The sequence below is a fragment of the Paenibacillus sp. PK1-4R genome, assembly GCF_030369595.1.
Taxonomy (GTDB): Bacteria; Bacillota; Bacilli; order Paenibacillales; family Paenibacillaceae; genus Paenibacillus.
In genome coordinates, this window is the sequence record NZ_CP126535.1 from 2908723 (window position 1) to 2928539 (window position 19817).

At 45.2% G+C, this 19817-nt stretch carries 16 protein-coding genes; 14 read left to right on the forward strand and 2 right to left on the reverse strand.

The genetic code is table 11. The annotated features are described in order from the left end of the window. Positions 1-268: 268 nt before the first annotated feature. On the forward strand, positions 269-1237 hold the full coding sequence (locus QNO02_RS12865) for a D-2-hydroxyacid dehydrogenase family protein (RefSeq protein WP_249910894.1): 969 nt from the start codon (positions 269-271) through the stop codon (positions 1235-1237). Positions 1238-1371: 134 nt separating this feature from the next. Here QNO02_RS12865 and QNO02_RS12870 read toward each other — a convergent pair whose 3' ends face one another. Next, entirely contained in the window at positions 1372-2409 is a 1038-nt protein-coding gene (locus QNO02_RS12870) for a LacI family DNA-binding transcriptional regulator (RefSeq protein ID WP_017688801.1), read from the reverse strand. 376 nt (positions 2410-2785) lie between these two features. On the opposite strand from QNO02_RS12870, the gene QNO02_RS12875 reads away from it, so the two are divergent. From QNO02_RS12875 to QNO02_RS12935, 13 genes are all read left to right on the forward strand, one after another. Further along, positions 2786-3835, forward strand: coding sequence for a 2,3-butanediol dehydrogenase (locus QNO02_RS12875; protein ID WP_076249528.1), 1050 nt, complete (start codon positions 2786-2788; stop codon positions 3833-3835). A 181-nt stretch (positions 3836-4016) separates the two neighbouring features. Then, complete coding sequence (locus QNO02_RS12880; protein WP_249910893.1) at positions 4017-5330, forward strand: hypothetical protein; 1314 nt, start codon at positions 4017-4019, stop codon at positions 5328-5330. A 331-nt stretch (positions 5331-5661) separates the two neighbouring features. Further along, complete coding sequence (locus tag QNO02_RS12885; protein ID WP_249910892.1) at positions 5662-6765, forward strand: NADH:flavin oxidoreductase; 1104 nt, start codon at positions 5662-5664, stop codon at positions 6763-6765. A 397-nt stretch (positions 6766-7162) separates the two neighbouring features. Continuing rightward, complete coding sequence (gene nagZ, locus QNO02_RS12890) at positions 7163-8506, forward strand: beta-N-acetylhexosaminidase (RefSeq protein WP_249910891.1); 1344 nt, start codon at positions 7163-7165, stop codon at positions 8504-8506. Positions 8507-8547: 41 nt separating this feature from the next. Continuing rightward, a complete protein-coding gene (locus QNO02_RS12895) occupies positions 8548-9252 on the forward strand; it encodes a response regulator transcription factor (protein WP_091031246.1) in 705 nt (234 codons plus the stop codon). Further along, positions 9249-10232 carry a sensor histidine kinase gene (locus QNO02_RS12900; RefSeq protein ID WP_289392266.1) on the forward strand — a complete coding sequence of 328 codons (984 nt, stop codon included), beginning with the start codon at positions 9249-9251 and terminating at the stop codon, positions 10230-10232. Before QNO02_RS12895 ends, QNO02_RS12900 begins: the two co-directional genes overlap by 4 nt. A 312-nt stretch (positions 10233-10544) precedes the next feature. Beyond that, positions 10545-11315 (forward strand): ABC transporter ATP-binding protein, encoded by a 771-nt coding sequence (locus tag QNO02_RS12905; protein ID WP_036608600.1) that lies wholly within the window; start codon positions 10545-10547, stop codon positions 11313-11315. Next, positions 11290-13248, forward strand: a complete 1959-nt coding sequence (locus QNO02_RS12910; protein ID WP_289392267.1) for an ABC transporter permease — start codon at positions 11290-11292, stop codon at positions 13246-13248. The genes QNO02_RS12905 and QNO02_RS12910 overlap by 26 nt, the downstream gene beginning before the upstream one ends. A gap of 173 nt (positions 13249-13421) precedes the next feature. Next, a complete protein-coding gene (locus tag QNO02_RS12915) occupies positions 13422-14867 on the forward strand; it encodes a 4-hydroxyphenylacetate 3-hydroxylase family protein (protein ID WP_091031237.1) in 1446 nt (481 codons plus the stop codon). A gap of 232 nt (positions 14868-15099) precedes the next feature. After that, positions 15100-15807, forward strand: a complete 708-nt coding sequence (locus tag QNO02_RS12920) for a response regulator transcription factor (protein ID WP_091031234.1) — start codon at positions 15100-15102, stop codon at positions 15805-15807. After that, positions 15785-17242: a sensor histidine kinase gene (locus tag QNO02_RS12925; RefSeq protein ID WP_091031231.1), complete on the forward strand. Its 1458-nt coding sequence runs from the start codon at positions 15785-15787 to the stop codon at positions 17240-17242. Before QNO02_RS12920 ends, QNO02_RS12925 begins: the two co-directional genes overlap by 23 nt. 35 nt (positions 17243-17277) lie before the next feature. Then, on the forward strand, positions 17278-18357 hold the full coding sequence (locus tag QNO02_RS12930; RefSeq protein WP_091031174.1) for an AI-2E family transporter: 1080 nt from the start codon (positions 17278-17280) through the stop codon (positions 18355-18357). Positions 18358-18386: 29 nt separating this feature from the next. Then, positions 18387-18785, forward strand: a complete 399-nt coding sequence (locus tag QNO02_RS12935) for an Asp23/Gls24 family envelope stress response protein (RefSeq protein WP_047842725.1) — start codon at positions 18387-18389, stop codon at positions 18783-18785. A gap of 69 nt (positions 18786-18854) precedes the next feature. Here QNO02_RS12935 and QNO02_RS12940 read toward each other — a convergent pair whose 3' ends face one another. Then, positions 18855-19700, reverse strand: coding sequence for an AraC family transcriptional regulator (locus QNO02_RS12940; protein ID WP_289392269.1), 846 nt, complete (start codon positions 19698-19700; stop codon positions 18855-18857). Between the last annotated feature and the right edge of the window lie 117 nt (positions 19701-19817).

Here is a 19817-nt window from a genome sequence, read left to right on the forward strand (position 1 = left end):
GGGATTTATTCTGTTTAAAGTGATGCGGAGTTGCTACAATATATACAAATTGAACTTAACATTTACACAAAACGGAGAGAACAGAAATAAGCTGAGGAAGCGCAGCGTTCGCCTTTATCCCCGGATTTTTCCTTTATAAAAAGGAATCGAAGAAAATCTGGGGATAACAGCGATCAGAAGGTTGTTCTGTCATTGGAGTGACCAGTGTAAAGATTCTTTAGACAATTTATACAGATAAGAATTGAGCAGATATAGGAGGAGATCAGAAATGAATACAAAGTTGCGCTGTGCTGTTTTGGATGACTATCAGAACGTTGCGCTGACGTCGGCGGACTGGAGTCCGTTGATGGATCAGGTAGAGATTCAGACATTCAACAACTATATGGGCTCGGAAGAAAAAGTCATTCAGGAATTGCAGGATTTCGATATTGTGGTTCTGATGCGGGAACGTACACCGTTTCCGGAGAAGGTCATTTCTCAGCTCCCTAAGCTAAAACTTCTGATTACAAGTGGTATGCGCAACGCGTCAATAGATCTCAAGGCTGCAGAGAAGAACGGGATCATTGTGTGTGGAACCGAGGGAAGCTCTAATCCGCCGACGGAGCTTACATGGGCACTGATTCTGGGGCTGTCCAGACAACTGGTTACGGAAAATAATGCACTTCGCTCCAATCGAAACTGGCAGAGCACTGTAGGGTTGGATTTGCATGGGAGAACACTTGGATTGCTCGGTTTGGGCAAGATAGGCACTCGCATGGCTGAGATCGCACAAGCATTTGGTATGAATGTGATGGCCTGGAGCGAGAATCTAACACAAGAGAAAGCCGAAAAACATGGTGTCATCTGGTCCGAGACCAAGGAGCAATTGCTTGCACAGAGCGACATCGTATCCATTCATCTGGTATTGAGTGATCGTACGCGGAATCTGATCGGACAAGCCGAGTTTCAACTAATGAAATCGAGTGCGCTACTCATCAATACGTCGCGAGCGGGCATTGTCGATCAGGAAGCTATGGTGGAGGCATTGCAGAGTGGTGTGATTGCTGGTGCAGGTCTGGATGTATATGAGCAGGAACCGCTGCCAGTTAACCATGTGATGCGAACATTGCCCAACGTTCTGGCCACACCGCATCTGGGTTATGTGACTCGTGGCAATTATGAAATCTATTATGATCATACCGTGGAGAATATAGCGATGTTCCTGAAGGGAACACCAATCAGGCAACTGCTTTCTTAGAATGAACGTATGCGGAGTATGACTCGGCTATAATTATATAGAATCAACGACAAATAAGGTGCTGCCAGGAAAGAGTTAGACCTGAGCAACACCTTTTTAGTATATCTGTGTAGCAGAACAAATGAAGGAATAGCTTAACTGTGTGGTCCTCGCTGGGAGGAATGAATCATGGCTACGCTTGATTCACGAACGATTAAGCGCGGTTCAAATTGGATATGTTCGTAATCGGTCGTATTCATCTCCCGAATTCGTTTTAACAACAGCTCGGTAGCAAGTCTGGCGACTTCTTCGCCCATTATGGAGACGGAACTAATCTGAGGAGACGTGACGGTCGTCCATTGATTGTTATCGACACCAACAACAGCCACATCTTCAGGTACACGAACCCCTAACTCCTTGAACCGATTAACCAATCCGATGGCAACCATATCATTAATGGCATAGACGGCATCTGGCATATGCGTAAGTCCATAGAAATAATCTGCAGCATTGGCACCTGTATTCAATGAAAAGTCCTCACCAAAGTAGACGAGAGAAATGTCCACGTGACCTACGGCTTGCTCATACGCACGAAAGCGTTCTTCTATAATGTCCTTCGGTGCTCCTGCATAAGCGATTCGAGTCCGGCCGATTTTGAACAGATGCTCCATCACCAATTTGCCTTCAGGTTGAGACAGAGAGACGATATCTGCCTTCATGCCCGGTTCCAGTTTTTTGCCGTAATTAATCATGGAGATAGGGAGCGGCGCTTTATCAATCAGCCCGGGTAACGTTTTGGGATACGCGAGAGGCATGAAGATCAGTCCGTCCACATGCAATTTTTTGACATTACGAATGGTTTCCAACTCGGTTCTGGCATTGCCTGCCGTATTGATCTGCACGACATGGTACCCATGCTGCTTCGCCGTTTGCTCTACAGACCAGGAGATTTCCGGAATGATGGCGTTACGTATGTCGGGTACCACGAGTGCAATCTGGTGCGTTTGCCGGATTTTCAGACTCTGTGCCGAGGTGTTGGGTACAAACCCCAGTTCTTCAATGGCCTGCATCACTTTATCCCGTGTTTTACTGCTGATGCCTTCTGAATTGTTGATGGCCCGGGAAACGGTAGCGATGCCCACTCCGGCACGCTCTGCAACGTCCTTGATCGTAAGTTTCTGTTCTTTCCTCAATGTACGGTTACCTCACTTTATCGGAAACGATTCCGAATTATTAGGAATATGTATGAACTTCACGATAGTTATATAACTTGATTATAACATTTGAACAATGAAGTATCCCGTGAAAGGACCAGATTTATGGCGAGGTATGATTATATTTCATTCAGTCTGCAATATTATTTGCCATGATATATGTTAATAATAAGGATTACATCGTTTTAAGATCACTTGAATTAAAGTATAAGCATTCTAAAGTAAACTCGATATGATCACGAAATAGACATATTAGTGGAGAAATATGTTTGACAGCGTATCTAAAATGTGACATATTTAATTTACGGAAACGTTTCCGATTATATCACACATTATGATCTGGGAGATGAAATGAATGAAAGCATTACGTTGGCATGGAGTCAAAGATTTACGTCTCGAAAATATTAATGAACCTCACCCTGAAGAAGGTAAGGTCAAAATAAAAGTGGAATGGTGCGGCATCTGCGGCAGTGACTTGCACGAGTACACAGCAGGTCCGATTTTCATTCCGGCTCAAGCGCCACATCCGCTAACAGGGGAACAAGCGCCTATAGTCATGGGGCATGAATTCTCAGGACAGGTGGTTGAAGTAGGGGAAGGTGTTACACGTTTCAAGGCGGGCGATCGTGTTGTGGTAGAACCCATCTATGCATGTGGACACTGCGAAGCTTGTAAACAGGGCAGATACAATCTTTGCGATCAGATGGGTTTCCTTGGACTCGCTGGAGGCGGAGGAGGATTCTCCGAGTATGTAACTGCTGCAGAAAACATGGTACATGCCATTCCGGATTCAATCTCGTATGAGCAAGGTGCGTTGGTTGAACCTTCAGCTGTAGCACTTCACGCTGTGCGCCAAAGCAAACTGAAAGTGGGAGATACGGCAGCCGTGTTTGGCGCAGGCCCAATCGGACTACTGGTCATCGAAGCGCTTAAAGCTTCGGGAGCGTCGGATATTTATGTGGTGGAGTTATCGGATGAACGGAAAGCAAAAGCCGAAGAGCTCGGTGCCATTGTGATTGATCCTATGCAGTTTAATGTAGTGGAAGAGATCCATCAACGTACACAAGGTGGCGTTAACGTAGCCTATGAAGTAACTGGTGTTCCACGTGTTCTGCAACAAGCCATCGATTCAACACGTATTGGTGGAGAGTTGATGATCGTCAGTATTTTTGAACAGGAAGCACCGATTCACCCGAACTCAATTGTCATGAAAGAACGTACAGTTAATGGCATTATTGGTTATCGCGATGTTTTCCCGGCGGTTATCAGTCTGATGGATAAAGGTTTCTTCCCGGCTGACAAGCTGGTGACCAAACGAATTTCGTTGGATGAAGTGGTAGAGCATGGATTTGAAGCACTGTTGAAAGAGAAAAATCAGGTTAAGATTTTGGTAAAAGCTGAATAGAAATCACAGACAGTAAGAACAAGTAGACAGCACATCAACAGATGTGATTGTCTACTTTTTTTGTATAAATAGGGCGGAATTTGTTGCATGTGCGGGTGGTTTTACATAGTATAAAAAGATACAATTTGTATCATCTTGGTGTGAAGGTAATGATGATGAAAAAATGAAGGAGGAAGCGGACATGCAGAGACATACAAAATGGACAGCCGTAATTTTGACCATTGTCGCAGGAATGAGCTGGATGCTAATGGGGAACTCCAAACCGAAAAACACCACGTCAACGAGTCAACCCCCTGCGACGGAACGTGGGCTTGCCAAGGTGTCGAATGCACCGATCAGTTCAGCGGATGTAACATCGAAGATCGAACTGTTAGGCAGACCTTTTACCAAAACACCATATGCTAATAACGTCTGGGACATGCAACTGTACAACGGCAAAATATATTTGGGCCACGGAAATAGCAGCAATCTGGGCGTAGCTCCAAATTCAGGCCCTATTCCAGTCATTTATTATGATACAGCGAACGCGAAATTTAAGACCCAATCGGTGACTAACAGCAACCCGGGCATCTTGCCATCAACGAAGATGTATGTGGATGAGGAACAGATTGATATCTACAGAGTACTAAACGACAAGTTATATATTCCTGGCAATGATTCCGATAGTGAACAGTGGGAACTGGGTAACTTCTATCGTCTGGATGGAGAGGTGTGGACCAAATATCGCAATCTGCCGCTTGGTGTACACGTATACGATTTGGCTTCTTATCAGGGCAAGATGTTTGCCGCGCTGGGCACGGAGTCCAAACCAACCATATTAATCTCTCATGATGAAGGTGAAACTTGGCAGAAATATGCGACGATCAATACGTTTGGTTTCCGGGCCTATACCATGTTCCATCTTAATGGAAAATTATATGCATCTGGCATGATGTATCCTGCCAATAAAATATGGAATGACAAAACTAATATTCTGGAGATTAACGAAAAGCTTGAGAAACGGGATGTTGTCATCTATGGCAGCAAAATGCTGCCTGGACTAACCTATCAAACGGGCACGATTCCTTATAATAAAATAGGCAAAAATGTTAACTTCAATAACAAGTTGCTCTATATAGCGGGAGGCGTGTTCAATGATGGGCAGCTGCTGCCCAAATCCTTGAATGTCATGACCGACATTAATCAGGCAAGGCGAGTTAATCTCCCAGATGCCAAGGCGCTTCCTACGGATGTGCTGTTACGAGACGGCAAGGTATATGTGCTTACGTACACTCGCCAAAGTGCCAATCTGTATATCAATCGGGTCTACCAATCCACGGATCTGACCACATGGAATGAGATTTTACGTTTTAATCAGGACACCTATGCCAAGTCTTTCGAAGAGAACGAGGGTGACTTCTACTTTGGTCTGGGTACCGATCCGGATGTGTTATCGACTTCATCAGGGAAATTGCTTCGAGTGAACCGCAGTGATATCCCTGTGAATGCTAATTAAATTCGAAGGAAGATTATGGATTATATACTATGCTACATCCACATTATTGGTGACCGGGAAAATACTTTAAGATGTAGTAGAGTGCATGTCAGACTGCTTCCGTAGTGGATCAAACAGAGGCTGCCGTAAGGTAGCTTTCTTTTTTTTCTATAAGATACGTTTGAACGCCCAACTTCGAAAATTTGAAAATAAAATTAAGAAACTATAAAATGGATAGAGAAATAATCCTAAACCAGTCAACTGGAGTACACTTGTTACAATATACAAAAGCATGTCGCATTTCATGTGGATGCGGAGTTCCATACTTCCAATTGCAAAGGAGCAATGTACTATGAACGTACCTTCAGCATTATTCAAACCTTTCACCTCGGACAAGCTAACATTGTCTAATCGAATCGTTATGGCACCCATGACTCGCGGATTCTCACCAGAGGGTGTACCTGGACCAGAAGTTGCTGAATACTATCGTCGCAGAGCAGCAGGTGGAGTGGGGCTCATCATAACGGAAGGTACAGGCATTAATCATCCATCTTCGGTTAGTGGAGCCAGTATTCCATTATTCCATGGTGAAGATTCGTTGCAAGGATGGGCTAATGTTGTGAAAGCAGTACATGAAGCGGGTGGCAAAATCATGCCACAATTGTGGCATGTGGGTACAGCACGTCGTTCCGGTGACTTGCCTAACGCAGAAGCTGAGCCTGTAAGTCCGTCAGGGGTTAGCATGGCAGGTGAACCATCACGTGAACCTTTAACGGAAGAGGAGATTCAAGGGCTTGTACAGGCATATGCCCAAGCGGCAGCGGATGCACAGCGAATCGGGTTTGACGGCATTGAACTGCACGGAGCCCATGGGTACTTGATTGACCAATTCTTCTGGGAGCAGACGAATCGACGGACCGACAAATATGGTGGTGATTTGGTACGGCGAACTCAATTTGCGGTTGAAGTAATTGAAGCTTGTCGTGCGGCGGTTGGTCCTGATTTCCCAATTGTGCTCCGGTTCTCCCAATGGAAGATGGGGAATTATGAGGCACGTCTGGTGGAGACGCCAGAACAATTAGAGCAATTCTTGGCACCACTCAGTGCTGCTGGCGTGGATATATTCCATTGCTCTACACGCCGGTTCTGGTTACCGGAGTTCGAAGGTTCCGAGCTGAACCTTGCGGGTTGGACGCAGAAAATCACTGGCAAACCAGCCATTTCGGTTGGATCGGTAGGTCTTGAAGCTGAATTTGTGGACAGAGCAACCGAGAACCAGGGAACAGGGGATGCCCATCTGGATCTATTAAATGAGAAGCTGGAGAACAATGAATTTGACCTGATCGCCTTGGGTCGTGTTCTGCTTAGTGATCCCGAATGGCCTGCCAAAGTTCGTGAAGGTCGCATATCCGAAATCATTCCATTTACAACGGAAGTGTTGCAAACACTCCATTAATAGAAGCCTAAGAACGTTTGGTGAAAGGTGAACCAACGCTGAACGGCAACGATTTACAACGAAAAGTAAATAAAACGAACAAATAGGCCGCCTTTGGGCGGCTTTTTGAGCCACCTATACTAATAATTTCAACATATGAAAAATTCAAAATAGCAAAACACTTTCCTGCGCCGTTGCTCCTATTGATTATCCCCACACGTCCCGCACGCGCTTGGTCACAACACCATTAAGTTCCATATTTCAGGTTCTATAGCAACCATTTTTTTCGCTGCATATATGTCAGCACAACGATTCAATCCTCAGAAGCGCTCATTTTGAAAATCATTCACCTTGTGATAAGGTTAGGCCTGAACCTTTGAATTACCAAGATGACATTACATAAGGAGGATGAATATCCTTGCACAATTATAGGTACAACTCGAACAATAAATGGAGAAAACCACTGCATATGCTGTGTCTTCTGCTGGGAGTAGTCCTGCTTTTATCGGCATGTGGCCAAGCACAGAAACCTTCCTCCGCAACGGACTCGAATACCGGCGGCTCAAACGCTGGCTCCAACCCAGGGCAATCTTCCTCATCGCCGGAGCAGAATACCGCTCCACCGCAGGAAGAAGTACCAGAGGAACCGCAAGAAGAAGTCGATCCGGTGCAGGAGCAGCTCAGTTCATTAACGTTAGAAGAGAAGATTGGACAGATGATACTGGCCGGTGTTCAAGGGACAACGTTGGATGATCAAGCCAAACAGATGATTACCGATCAAAAGGTAGGGGGCATTATTTTCTATGCCAACAATGTATCGACACTCGAGGGAACAGCCAAGTTTGTACAATCCATCAAGGAAGCGAATCAATCCAATCCGGTACCGATCTTCATGAGTGTGGATCAGGAGGGTGGCAAAGTCAGTCGTATGCCAGAGACGGTGGAATCCATTCCTTCCAGTAGAAAAGTAGGCGAGACGAATGATAGCGCGCTTGCTGAAACGATGGGGGAATTGCTGGCGAGACAGGTTCAACTTGCAGGTTTTAATGTGGACTTTGCTCCTGTGCTGGATGTGAACAGTAACCCGAAGAACCCGGTCATTGGAGATCGTTCATTCGGCAGCTCGGCAGAACTGGTGTCACGTATGGGGATTGCTGAGATGAAAGGTCTACGAAGTGAAGGCATTATTCCGGTAGTGAAACATTTCCCGGGGCATGGGGATACGTCCGTGGACTCCCATCTTGACCTTCCTGTCGTGAACAAAACGGAAAAACAACTGGCTGAGCTGGAATGGATTCCGTTCCAGGCCGCGGTGAAGGAACAAGTTGAAGCAGTCATGGTTGCACACATTTTGTTCCCGAAGCTTGATCCGGATCATCCGGCTTCCTTATCGGATGTCATTATTGGTGAACATTTGCGCGGCAAATTTAAGTATGACGGTGTCGTCATCACAGATGACCTGAGTATGGGAGCAATAGCGAAGAACTTCAAGTTGGATGAAGCTGCCCTAGCAACGGTTAAAGCAGGAAGTGACATTCTCTTGGTAGCTCATAGTTATGAAAGTGCCAAGACGATTTTTGACACGCTAATGAGTGCAGTGAAGTCAGGTAAAATCTCCGAATCCCGAATTGATGAAAGTGTATATCGTATCCTGGCATTGAAGCAACAATACAAGTTATCCGATGATCAGAAAGCTTCCGGAGACCTGAAGCAATTGAATGCAGATATTGTGGATTGGCGTAAGGAAATCGATGCTCGATAATAAATCCTGTGTTATGATTTTGCCAGAGGTGAGATCCAATAATGTATACCATTATGATAATAGAGGACGATCCCAAGATTGCGGGATTATTGAAATCACATATTGAACGCTACGGGGACCGGGCCGTTCTGGTCGAGGATTTTGAGATGATTGTGCAACAGTTTGAGCAGGTACAGCCACATGTGGTACTTCTGGATATCAATTTGCCCAGTTACGATGGTTTCTATTGGTGCCGCCAGATTCGTACGCTGTCCACATGCCCAATTTTGTTTATCTCCGCGCGGAGTGGGAAGATGGATCAGGTCATGGCACTGGAGAACGGGGCGGATGATTATATTACGAAACCATTTGAGCATGAGATTGTGATAGCGAAAATTCGAAGTCAGCTACGCCGGGTATATGGGGATTATGCTGCACGTGACGAAGAACGCAAGGTGGAACTGGACGGCTTGGTCGTGTACTTGGAAAGACTGGAGATTCAGCTTGGTGATCGCAAAGTGCAGCTGACGAAGAAGGAAACGATTCTGCTGGAAACGTTACTGCGCCGCAGTCCCAAGCTGGTGAGCAGAGAGACAATCTTGGAGAAGCTGTGGGATGACTCTTTTGTGGATGACAATACACTCAGCGTTAACGTTACTCGGGTGCGTAAGCGATTAGCCGAGCTTGGTATTACGGATGCACTGGAGACGGTCAGAGGTTCGGGTTACCGATTGAACAATAACTGGAAAGCTTCTTCTCCATCATGAGATTGTTTATACGAGAACATCTCGCTTTAACTTGCTGGGTTGTTGCCATCTTGTTCACCGTTGTTGCAGTGTTCTGGTATGACGGTTACAACGATTGGGTCACGGCTACTTATGCCGTAACGCTGGGATTATTTTTGTACATTGGATATTTGGTGTATCGTTATTATTCACATCGTTCCTTTTATACCCGTATGTCACGGTCGATGGATTCGCTGAAGGAATTTGTACCATTGAACGAAACAAGTCCATTATCACTGGCGCTGGAAAAGTTATTGGATTCACAATACGGCCAGTATCACGCACATCTGCATCGGCTGGAACAACGACAACAAGAATATCTGACGTTCATGAACCAGTGGGTCCATCAGATGAAGACACCGTTATCCGTCATCGAGTTGACCGTGGAAGGTCAGGAAGATGACGACCCTAGGCTCATAAGCATTCGAGAGGAAGCAGACCAGATGAGACGGGGATTGGAGACTGTGCTGTATGTTGCGCGGTTGGATACCTTCGAGCAGGATTTCAGTGTGGAACCTGTGATACTGAAGACTGCTGGGGAAGAAGCGATCCATGAGCTCAAGCGATTCTTTATTCGCAATCACGTCTATCCAGAGATGCATATAGATTCTGCGCTGGTTGTACAATCCGATGCTAAGTGGATTCGTTTTGTATTGGTACAGTTACTATCAAACGCAATCAAATACTCCGCGGGCAGCGGGCAAAAGATCTATGTGCGTGCATATGAAGCGGAACGCTCCATCATACTAGAAGTGCAGGATCAAGGCATCGGGATTCCGAAGTCTGATCTAAACCGGGTATTCCAGCCTTTCTTCACTGGGGAGAACGGGCGGCATTTCAAAGAGTCCACTGGCATGGGGCTGTATATTGCCAAAGAAGTGTTAACACGGATGAATCATCGGATTGATCTGGAATCGGTGTACGGCGAAGGAACGACTGTCCGAATTACATTCAACTCCTGAAGTGACAGGTTGAAGATAAGATTGGAATGTGAGGGCTGTATTTTTGTTGAAAAAGTGTGAGTGGGGTATGAATTACAGTGTAAGTGTAAGTATAGACGTCTATTGCCTGATCGGGGCGAAGGCGTCTTTTTGATTTTCATGATGCAACCTTACAACATTGTCATGTTGATGAAAGGTTAAACCATAGGAGAATGGCCGAAACTTCGATAGACTATAGTCATAAGAGTACAGGAAAGGCCACGCACAATACACATGCACACAGCATGAAAGTAACTTAATTTTGAATTCATACATCACTAAGGAGTTGTAACCATGGAGATTTGTTCTGTGAAACAGATCAGTAAAATCTACAAAGGCATCGTATCTTATGAAGCGTTATCAGGTATTGACCTCAGTATTCAGGAGGGTGAGTTTGTTGGCATTATGGGACCATCAGGTAGTGGCAAAACAACACTGCTGAACATGATCTCAACCATTGATCATCCAACATCAGGCGAACTGCGGATTGCAGGAAAGAATCCGTTTGAATTGAATCAGGACGAACTCGCGCTGTTCCGGCGCAAAGAGCTTGGATTTGTTTTTCAATCGTTCAATCTGTTAAATACACTGACAGTCAAGGAAAACATTGTGCTACCACTGACTCTTGACGGTGTTTCGCTAGCAGAGATGAACACTCGTGTTGAACAGCTGGCAAGCAAGCTGGGGATCGAGGGTATTCTGAACAAACGGACATATGAGATATCAGGAGGACAGGCACAGCGTACGGCCATTGCCAGAGCGCTTATCCATTCCCCGAAGCTGATTCTGGCCGATGAGCCAACAGGCAACCTGGATTCGAAGGCGGCAAGAGATGTCATGGAGATTCTCGAAACTCGCAATCAGGAGGATCAGGCTACGATGCTGCTGGTCACTCATGATGCAGTAGCTGCAAGTTATTGCAGTCGGGTTGTCTTTATCAAGGATGGCAAACTGTATAATGAAATTCACTACGGCGATAATCGCGCAGCCTTTTACCAGAAGATTATTAATGTATTATCCCTAATGGGAGGTTCAGGACATGAATTTTCGCCAGTTCGCCATTAATAACGTTGTTCGTAACAAACGAATTTATCTGGCTCATTTTCTGAGCAGTACATTTTCCGTTATGATCTTTTTTACTTACGCATTGCTCCTGTTCCATCCTGATTTGAAAGCGGGCTTAAAGGGATCAAGTGGGACGGTTACGTTGCTTGCAAATCAGGGGTTTGTGATTGCAGAGATCATTATATTCATCTTTTCATTCCTGTTCCTGCTCTACTCCGTTGGTTCATTTCTGAAGACGCGCAAGAAGGAATTTGGTATTTTCCTGATCATAGGCATGACACGTAAGCAGATGAACAGACTTCTGTTTATGGAGAACATGTGTATCGGATTAGCTTCCATCATTACCGGGATTGGACTCGGAATTATTTTCGGCAAATTGATTCTGCTGATCTGTGGCTCCATGCTGGCTGTTGAGAACAGTCTTCGATTCTATTTTCCGCTAAAAAGCATTGCCCTGACGGCAGGTGCATTTCTGCTGCTGTTTGTTGTGATCGCGATGTCCTCATCCTTGCTCATTCGCAAAGGAACTCTCATTGACCTTGTGAAATCAGAGGAAAAACCGAAACCGGAACCCAAAGCCTCACGTCTACTCGCCTTGTTATCCGTATTGTTGATTGGTGGGGGTTATGCAGGAGTATTCACTTTTGTATGGATAAGCTTCTCCTTTCCGTTATTACTCGCAAGTGTCGTGGTTGTTATTGCAGGTACGTACTTTCTGTTCACGCAGCTCAGTGTATACATCATTCGGGCACTGAAAAGAAATCCAAGGTTGTTTTTCCGTAAAACCAATCTGCTCTTCCTATCTGAACTTACCTATCGAATGAAAGATAACGCCATCATGTTTTTCATGGTAAGTATCATTTCAGCTTCTTCATTTACGGGAATTGGCACCATGCTTGCTATTGCTGACCCGGGGTTGTCGTCCATGTCGAATCCGTACGCATTCAGTTATATGAATAACTGGTATACTCCAAACTCCGAGCGACATATTCGGCAGATTGAAGAAACGTTGATTGATCATCAAGTTCCCTACGTGAAGGGCAGTTATGCTCCTATAGGTGAAAATAATAATGGGAATATTATCAAACTGAGTGATTATAACCGTCTTGCGAAGGCACTGGGGTATGAAGAACGTACGTTGAAACAAATCGATGAGTCATTTATGACACCAAGCAATTTGGCGATGCGCAAGGAGTACCGTGAACAGGTTGAAAAAGGAGCCTCGGGAGGAAAGATCAATCTGGAGGTTGATAATCAGCACGTACCTGTCCAGCTATCGACACCTGGTACCGATATTGTGATTCCTTTTCAATACGAAATTTTTCTCTACGTCGTAACCGACGAATTGTTTAATAAGATGAGACCTGCGTACAACGAGGAAGTTGGCATGCCTGAAGGTTTCTATTCGAGTCGAACGATACAATTTATCGTGAAAGATTGGATGGGTACACGTAGCTTTGCTCCTGAATTGATCAAATCCATTCAAGATGATCATTCCGAAAAAGGTTATTACGAGGTCAGCGCGCTTGTGGTGGATTGGCTTAATTCCAAGCAGACCAATGGCATCATTTTAATTTTGAGCGGCCTGATCGGCATTGTTTTCTTCACCTTTGCAGCAAGTTTCACGTATTTCAGACTTTACGCAGATCTAGAACGGGATGAAGCGCAGTATCGCATGATTGGCAAAATGGGACTGAGTCGTCCCGAACTCCGTAAGATCGTAACAAGGCAGCTATTGCTTATGTTCTTCCTGCCGATTCTGGTGGCGGTCATCCACAGTTCGGTTGCCTTTGTGGCGTTGCAGCAACTGGTTGATTTCTCGGTCTTTGGATACAGCCTGCGCATCTTCTTGGTGTTTGCTTCCATGCAGATTTTGTATTTTGCACTCGTTCGCTGGCGGTATCTGCGTCACATGTATTCCAAATTAGTATAAAATAGCATGGCCCAACAGACACCGGACTCTTCGCTCGGTGTCTGTTGACTTTTCTATCTCTGGCACAGTACTATTTTGTTAGATACAGAATGTATCATTACATAGTTTCTCAAGCAGTTAGAAGGATGGAGTTACAGAAATGTCAGGCCAGTGCCTGAGAGGGAGGACATATCATGAGTATCACGATGTCTCGTGGACAAGCTTACATTCAGCGTCTGAATGATGAGCGGAATGTATGGCTGGACGGAGAGCGTATCCAGGTAACTGGGCATCAGGCCTTTCAGGGAACACTTCAAACCATAGAAGGATTGTTCAATCTGGTGGATGACCCGGAGACAAGGGAAACCGTGGCCTATTGGGACGAACAGACGGGAAGTTACGTGCATCACTCTTTTCTTGTGCCTCGTTCACTTCCTGACGTGAACAGCAGGGCGGATGCTTTTCGGCTGTGGGCCGATCGGACGTATGGGGTGATGAGCCGATTGTCTGATTATGCCCGATCCAGGCTGACCGGTTGGTATGCAACACGACATGAGATGACAGCACATGATCCTGCATTTGCAGGTAAAATATCGGCTTATTTTGAACAAGCCAAACGAAACGATGCATTCCTGACCATTGTCCAGCGCGACCCGCAGATTAACCGTTCCTTGCCTGTTGGTGAAGATGAGGATGCCATGCTGCGAATTGTCAAAAGCAATACGGAGGGCGTAGTCATTCGCGGGGCCAAAATGGTGGCAACAGCAGCGCCTTATGCCGATGATATCATTGCTTATCCCGTTCAACGAATTCCAGGCCACCTGCCAGAGCTGGCCCATATGGTAATTGTAGCCGCGGACAGTCCGGGCTTGCACATGATGTGTCGTGAATCTTTTGCCACAAAAGATACAGATAAATCACATCCACTCAGTGCGCAGTATGATGAGATGGATGCTGTATTATTTTTTGACGATGTATTTGTGCCCTGGGAACGTGTATTACTGCACAATAACCCTGAAGCCGTATGGCAGATTCGCTGCAATACAGCTTCGGCCAGTCTGGCCTACCATCAGAGTGTCATTCGATTACACTCGAAACTGGAGTTTATTACAGCCGTGACCTCATCCATTGCCAAGGAGATTGGGGTGGACTCTTTCCTGAATGTGCAGGAACAACTTGGAGAGCTGATCAGTCAGATGCAGACTATCGAGGGACTGATTATTGCTGCTGAAGCACAGTCCAAACCAGACACATTTGGCAACTGGTTGCCGGAATTCAAATATATTGAAACCGCACGTAATCTGGGCAATCGCTATTATCCCCGTGCGGTGGAGATTTTGAAGACCATTGCTGCGGGTGGTCTGATTCAGATTCCTTCAGGTACGTTTGAAATAAATGAAATGATGGGTTCTATGGTAGGCAAATATCTTGGTGGAGTAACGATGCAAGCCCCGGAGAAGATTCGTCTCTTTCAACTCGCATGGGAGCTGACTGGAAGTCCACTCGGAGCAAGGCATGATCTATATGAACGTTTCTACGCGGGTGATCCCGTGCGCAATCGGGCGAACCAATATGTGCAGTATGACAAGGAACGTTTATTGGGAAAAGTTGAACCGTGGCTTCGTTCGCTTAAGGACTGATCTGATGATAAAACAAATGGTCCGAATGAAGATTGTAAAGCCTGAATGAAGAATGAAAAGCTTGAATGTAGGCTGAAAACAGCCCTATTTTAGTTGATGCCTTGGCTTGCGCCAGGGCTCTGTTTCTATTTATTTAGATTATCTTTAGAAATGATTTAGGTTGAATTAAGAGACGTAGTATATAGTATTAATGTAGAGATAGGCATAGAGTATAGGAAATGAGAGGAATAACATGAGATACACCGTATTAATTGCAGATGACGAACCAGAAATTGTGGAACTGCTTCAGCTCTATCTGGAGAAGGACTATACGATTAAGACTGCGGTGAATGGAGCCGAGGCGTTACAATGTATACGTTCAACACAGATCGATCTGGTCATACTGGACATTATGATGCCTGTAATGGATGGATTGCAGTTGATCAAACAGATCAGGGCTACACATCACATGCCTGTACTGTTCCTGTCCGCCAAAAGTCAGGATCACGATAAAATCCTTGGACTCGGACTTGGGGCAGACGATTATATAGCGAAGCCGTTCAACCCGCTTGAGATTGTCGCCAGAGTAGAGGCGTTGCTCAGAAGAGTCAATCAATTTGATGCAGCGGAGATCCCCGCAGCGAAAGAACAGAATCTGGTATTAGGTGATCTGACCCTGGATCGATCCCAATGTATCCTTTTTCGTTCAGGAACGCCTGTAACATTGACCTCTACAGAGTATAAAATTATGGAATTGTTGCTTGATCAACCTGGCCGAGTGTTCACCCGTAAAAAAATATACGAAGCGGTCTGGGGCGATTATTATGCGCACGAGGACAGCACGATTATGGTACATATCAGCAACATTCGGGAGAAGATCGAGCGTGACTCCAGACAACCGGAATATCTCAAAACGATAAGGGGACTGGGATACAAAATTGAAGCGCCCATGGAAAGCTAGAGAAAAGCGACTGTTACAGACATCTCTGACACTGGACTTCTTGTTGTTCAACTTCTTTTTGCTGTTACTGGTACTGATCGTGTACCTTATGGTTTCACTTGATGTCGTGGATTTTCGCATTTCGGATCAGGTGGTTGATCCGGATCTGAATGTTGAAGCCCACGTGTATGTGGAAGAGCTGGAGAACGAATTTTATTCCGGTGGAGGTTCGGTGTCGAAAGGCAAAGACACAGAGATTCAACGTCTCAAGGACAGCGGTGGCTGGATTGAAATTCTGGATGCGAATCGCAATGTCATTCGTCATGTGGGAGACAAGCAAGATGTGTTCACACAATACAGTGAAGCCGATCTGTATGATGGACTGGAAAATCGGAGTGACCAGGAATACTATTATTCGATCACTCCTCTCTCGACAGAAGGAGCGGCAGCGTATGTGTTGCTGAAAATCCCGCGTGATCTGGTCAGCGTGCGAATTAATGATAATCAGTTGATTACCAATCTGAAACATCCATTATCCTTTTACATTATGATTGGCATCGGTTTGGTTTTATTATTGATCTTTGTCTATAGCTATTGGGTCGCACGGAGAATCAAAAAACCACTCAGCATCCTCTCCTCGGGTCTTACGCAGATGATACAAGGAAATTATAGTACACGGATGTCGATCTCAGCCGAGAGGGAATTTGTCCAGATAGGTGAGACCTTTAACTACATGGCGGACGTCATTGAGAACACCTCTGCGGAGAAACGTTACGCTGAAGAGAGTAAACAGCGACTGATTGTAGACTTATCACATGATCTGAAGACACCGATAACATCTATACAGGGTTATGCTCAGGCTTTGGTGGAAGGACGTGGAGAGGACAAGGACAGGCAGCAAAGATATCTGGGATACATCTATAACAAGTCGGTTCAAGTTGCACGCATGATACAGAATATGCTGGAGCTGCTCAAGGTGGATTCGCCCGATTTTCGCATGCATATTCAGAGAAGAGAGATTGGAGAATTCGTGCGCGAGATTATGGCAGATACCTATGGGGAGATTGAACAGAAACAGTTTGTCCTCCATGTACTTGTTCCTGATCAGGAGATCTACGCGAGGTATGATCCGGAGCTGTTATCCAGAGTCATTCAGAATCTGATCACCAATGCTCTGTCTTATAATCCACTCGGGACAGAACTGCGCGTCGAACTCATTCCGCTTCATACCCATGTGGTGATAGAGGTGGCAGATAACGGAGTGGGCATACCTCAAGAACTATGGTCAACGATCTTTGACCCGTTTGTACGAGGGGATGAGGCGCGGACAGCGACCGGAGGCACCGGACTTGGTTTGTCCATCGCACGACGTAATACAGAGAAAATGGGCGGACGGTTGATCCTTTCCCGGCGTGGGCGAGAGACCACCGTGTTTACCATTGAGATTCCAAATTAAATAAGAGAAGAAATGTCCATGTGGAGGGAAATATTTTGTTCAAAGTAAATACGTTTGTCCGGTTCAGTATTGCACTGGCGCTGATATTGGTTAATATCTATTTATTATCACGTGTAAGCTTCATCTTTCAGCCGCTCGTCACCATGATCACGGTCATTACCGTGCCGATGATGTTGTCGGTGTTCTTTTATTATCTGCTCAGACCGCTTGTGAATTATATGGAGAAAAAGAAAATAAATCGCACGCTAAGTATTTTGCTAATCTATCTGGTTATTGCTATTCTGGGAGTGTTCTTCATCATTGGTTTATGGCCATCGTTACGTGAGCAACTGATCAATCTGGTTGATAACGCACCAAGTCTAATTAATTCATTAAGTGAACAGCTGAGAGAGCTGGAGCAAAATGGTGCCATACAGGCCTTGTTCCCTGAGGGCTCGACACCTTTCTCCCAGATCACGGAGTATATCAACAAAGGATTTAACTTTGTAACCAACTATGTAAGTGGATTCTTCTCACTCGTTTCCAGTTTTGCGATCATCTTGTTTACACTACCCATCCTTTTGTTCTATATGCTGTTACAAGGCGAGAAATTTGGTCGTAAACTGGCACATATCGCTCCAAAACGTTTCCAAAATGACAGCCGTGAAGTTGTACTTGAGATTGATCAGGCGCTGAGTGGTTTTATTGTAGGTCGAGTCTTGGTAAATCTGGCGCTGGGTGTACTGATGTATATCGGTTTCCTGATCATTGGACTGCCGTACGCATTACTGCTCACGGTAATCGCGGTCATCATGAACTTTGTTCCATTTATCGGAGCGATTGTGTCGTCCGTACCTATTGTGATCATGGGTCTCGTGGTATCACCATCGGTTGCCATCTGGTCTCTGATTATTATTCTTGTCGCTCAGCAGATTCAGGACAACCTGGTTGCACCGTACGTATTCGGCAAAAAGCTGGATATTCACCCGTTAACGACGATTATTCTGGTCTTGGGTGCAGGGGACCTGGGTGGAATTATTGCCATCCTGATTATTATCCCGGTTTATATGATCGTTAAAATTCTTCTGGTTCGAATCTATAACATGTTCTTCAAGGACAAATGGCAGAATGCATAGAATTTAAATTATTCGAAGGAGTGGAGCACATGTCTGAAATTATCGAAAAACAATACAATGAACCTGAATATATCGCACCTCAATCTGTTCAAATGGGTACCATTCACATCTCGAACGATGTGTTATCCAAGATCGTGGGGATGGCCGCTCAATCAACGGCTGGCGTATCCTCCATGTCGGTTGGACTGACTGAAGGGATTGCCAAGAGTATCAGCGGCAAGAGCCTGCAAAAAGGGATTGACGTACATGTCAAAGACGATCAGGCAACCATCCAGCTGCGCATCAACATTCAATATGGCAACAAGATGCACGAGGTCTGCCGTGAACTTCAACATAATGTTCAACAGGCTGTTGAACAATTAGCAGGCGTCATGGTCGATGAAATCAAAGTGCAAGTTGTTGGCATATCCATGCCGGAGACGGTATAAACCAATGAAAAGAATGTAAGGAATAACGATAGTAAGGTTAAGCGATTAACAAAAACAGCACCTTCCCAATTAACAACTTAACTGGGAGGGTGCTGTTTTATGTTTGCGGTAGTAGGTGGGCGCTTCACCCATCACTTTTTTGAACATTTTGGAGAAAAGCAATTGATCCGTATAGCCCACAGAACGGGCAATATCACCAATGGTCAGACCGGGATCAAGCGTCAGTTCGGCTGCCCTGCGCATCCGATAATGAACCAGATACGACTGGATGCTGCTTCCCATCTTGTCCTTGAAGAGAGAGCACAGGTAACTGCGCTGCAAACCGACATGGGCCGCGATGGATTGAACGGTAATGGCATTGGCATAGTTCATTTCAATGAAGTCGATTACCTGCGTTACGTACGTTTCCTTCGAATAATCCGGCATGGGTTGAAGATGATCTGAATTAGCCTGATCAATTAAAATGGAGAAGAATTGATACAGCAAACCAGTCATGCTAATCTCCCAGCCTTTGTGGGTATTGCGAGAATTGATCATTCGGTGCAGGCAGGATCGCATCTCGTCATCCTCATTACCCAGCTCAAAAATCGGGTGATGCTCGGACAGACAGGCCTGCTGTAAAAAGGAAGAACTATTGCTGCCTTGAAAAGCAACCCAGCTGTATTCCCATGGATCATCCTGATCTGCTTCGTAATGCACGACGGAATGCGGAACAATCAGAAAACCTTGACCTTTGTGCAGGGTATGCGTTTTGCCACCAACTTCGAAGGTGCCTTTGCCATTCAAAATATAATGAATTTTATAATAGTCTCGCATGGCAGGGCCAAAGTGGTGACCAGGTGTACAGGCTTCCGTGCCATAATGAAGGAGCTGAAGCTCCTGAAAATGATTGTTCTTGAACATATACGTAATCAAGGGTATTCACTCCTGTACGATTTCGTCTCATCTTGCATTTTAACATATTAATTAGTGTGAAAGATGAATAATTTAAGACTAGTTTATATAGATAACAATCATTATTACATATGTTCA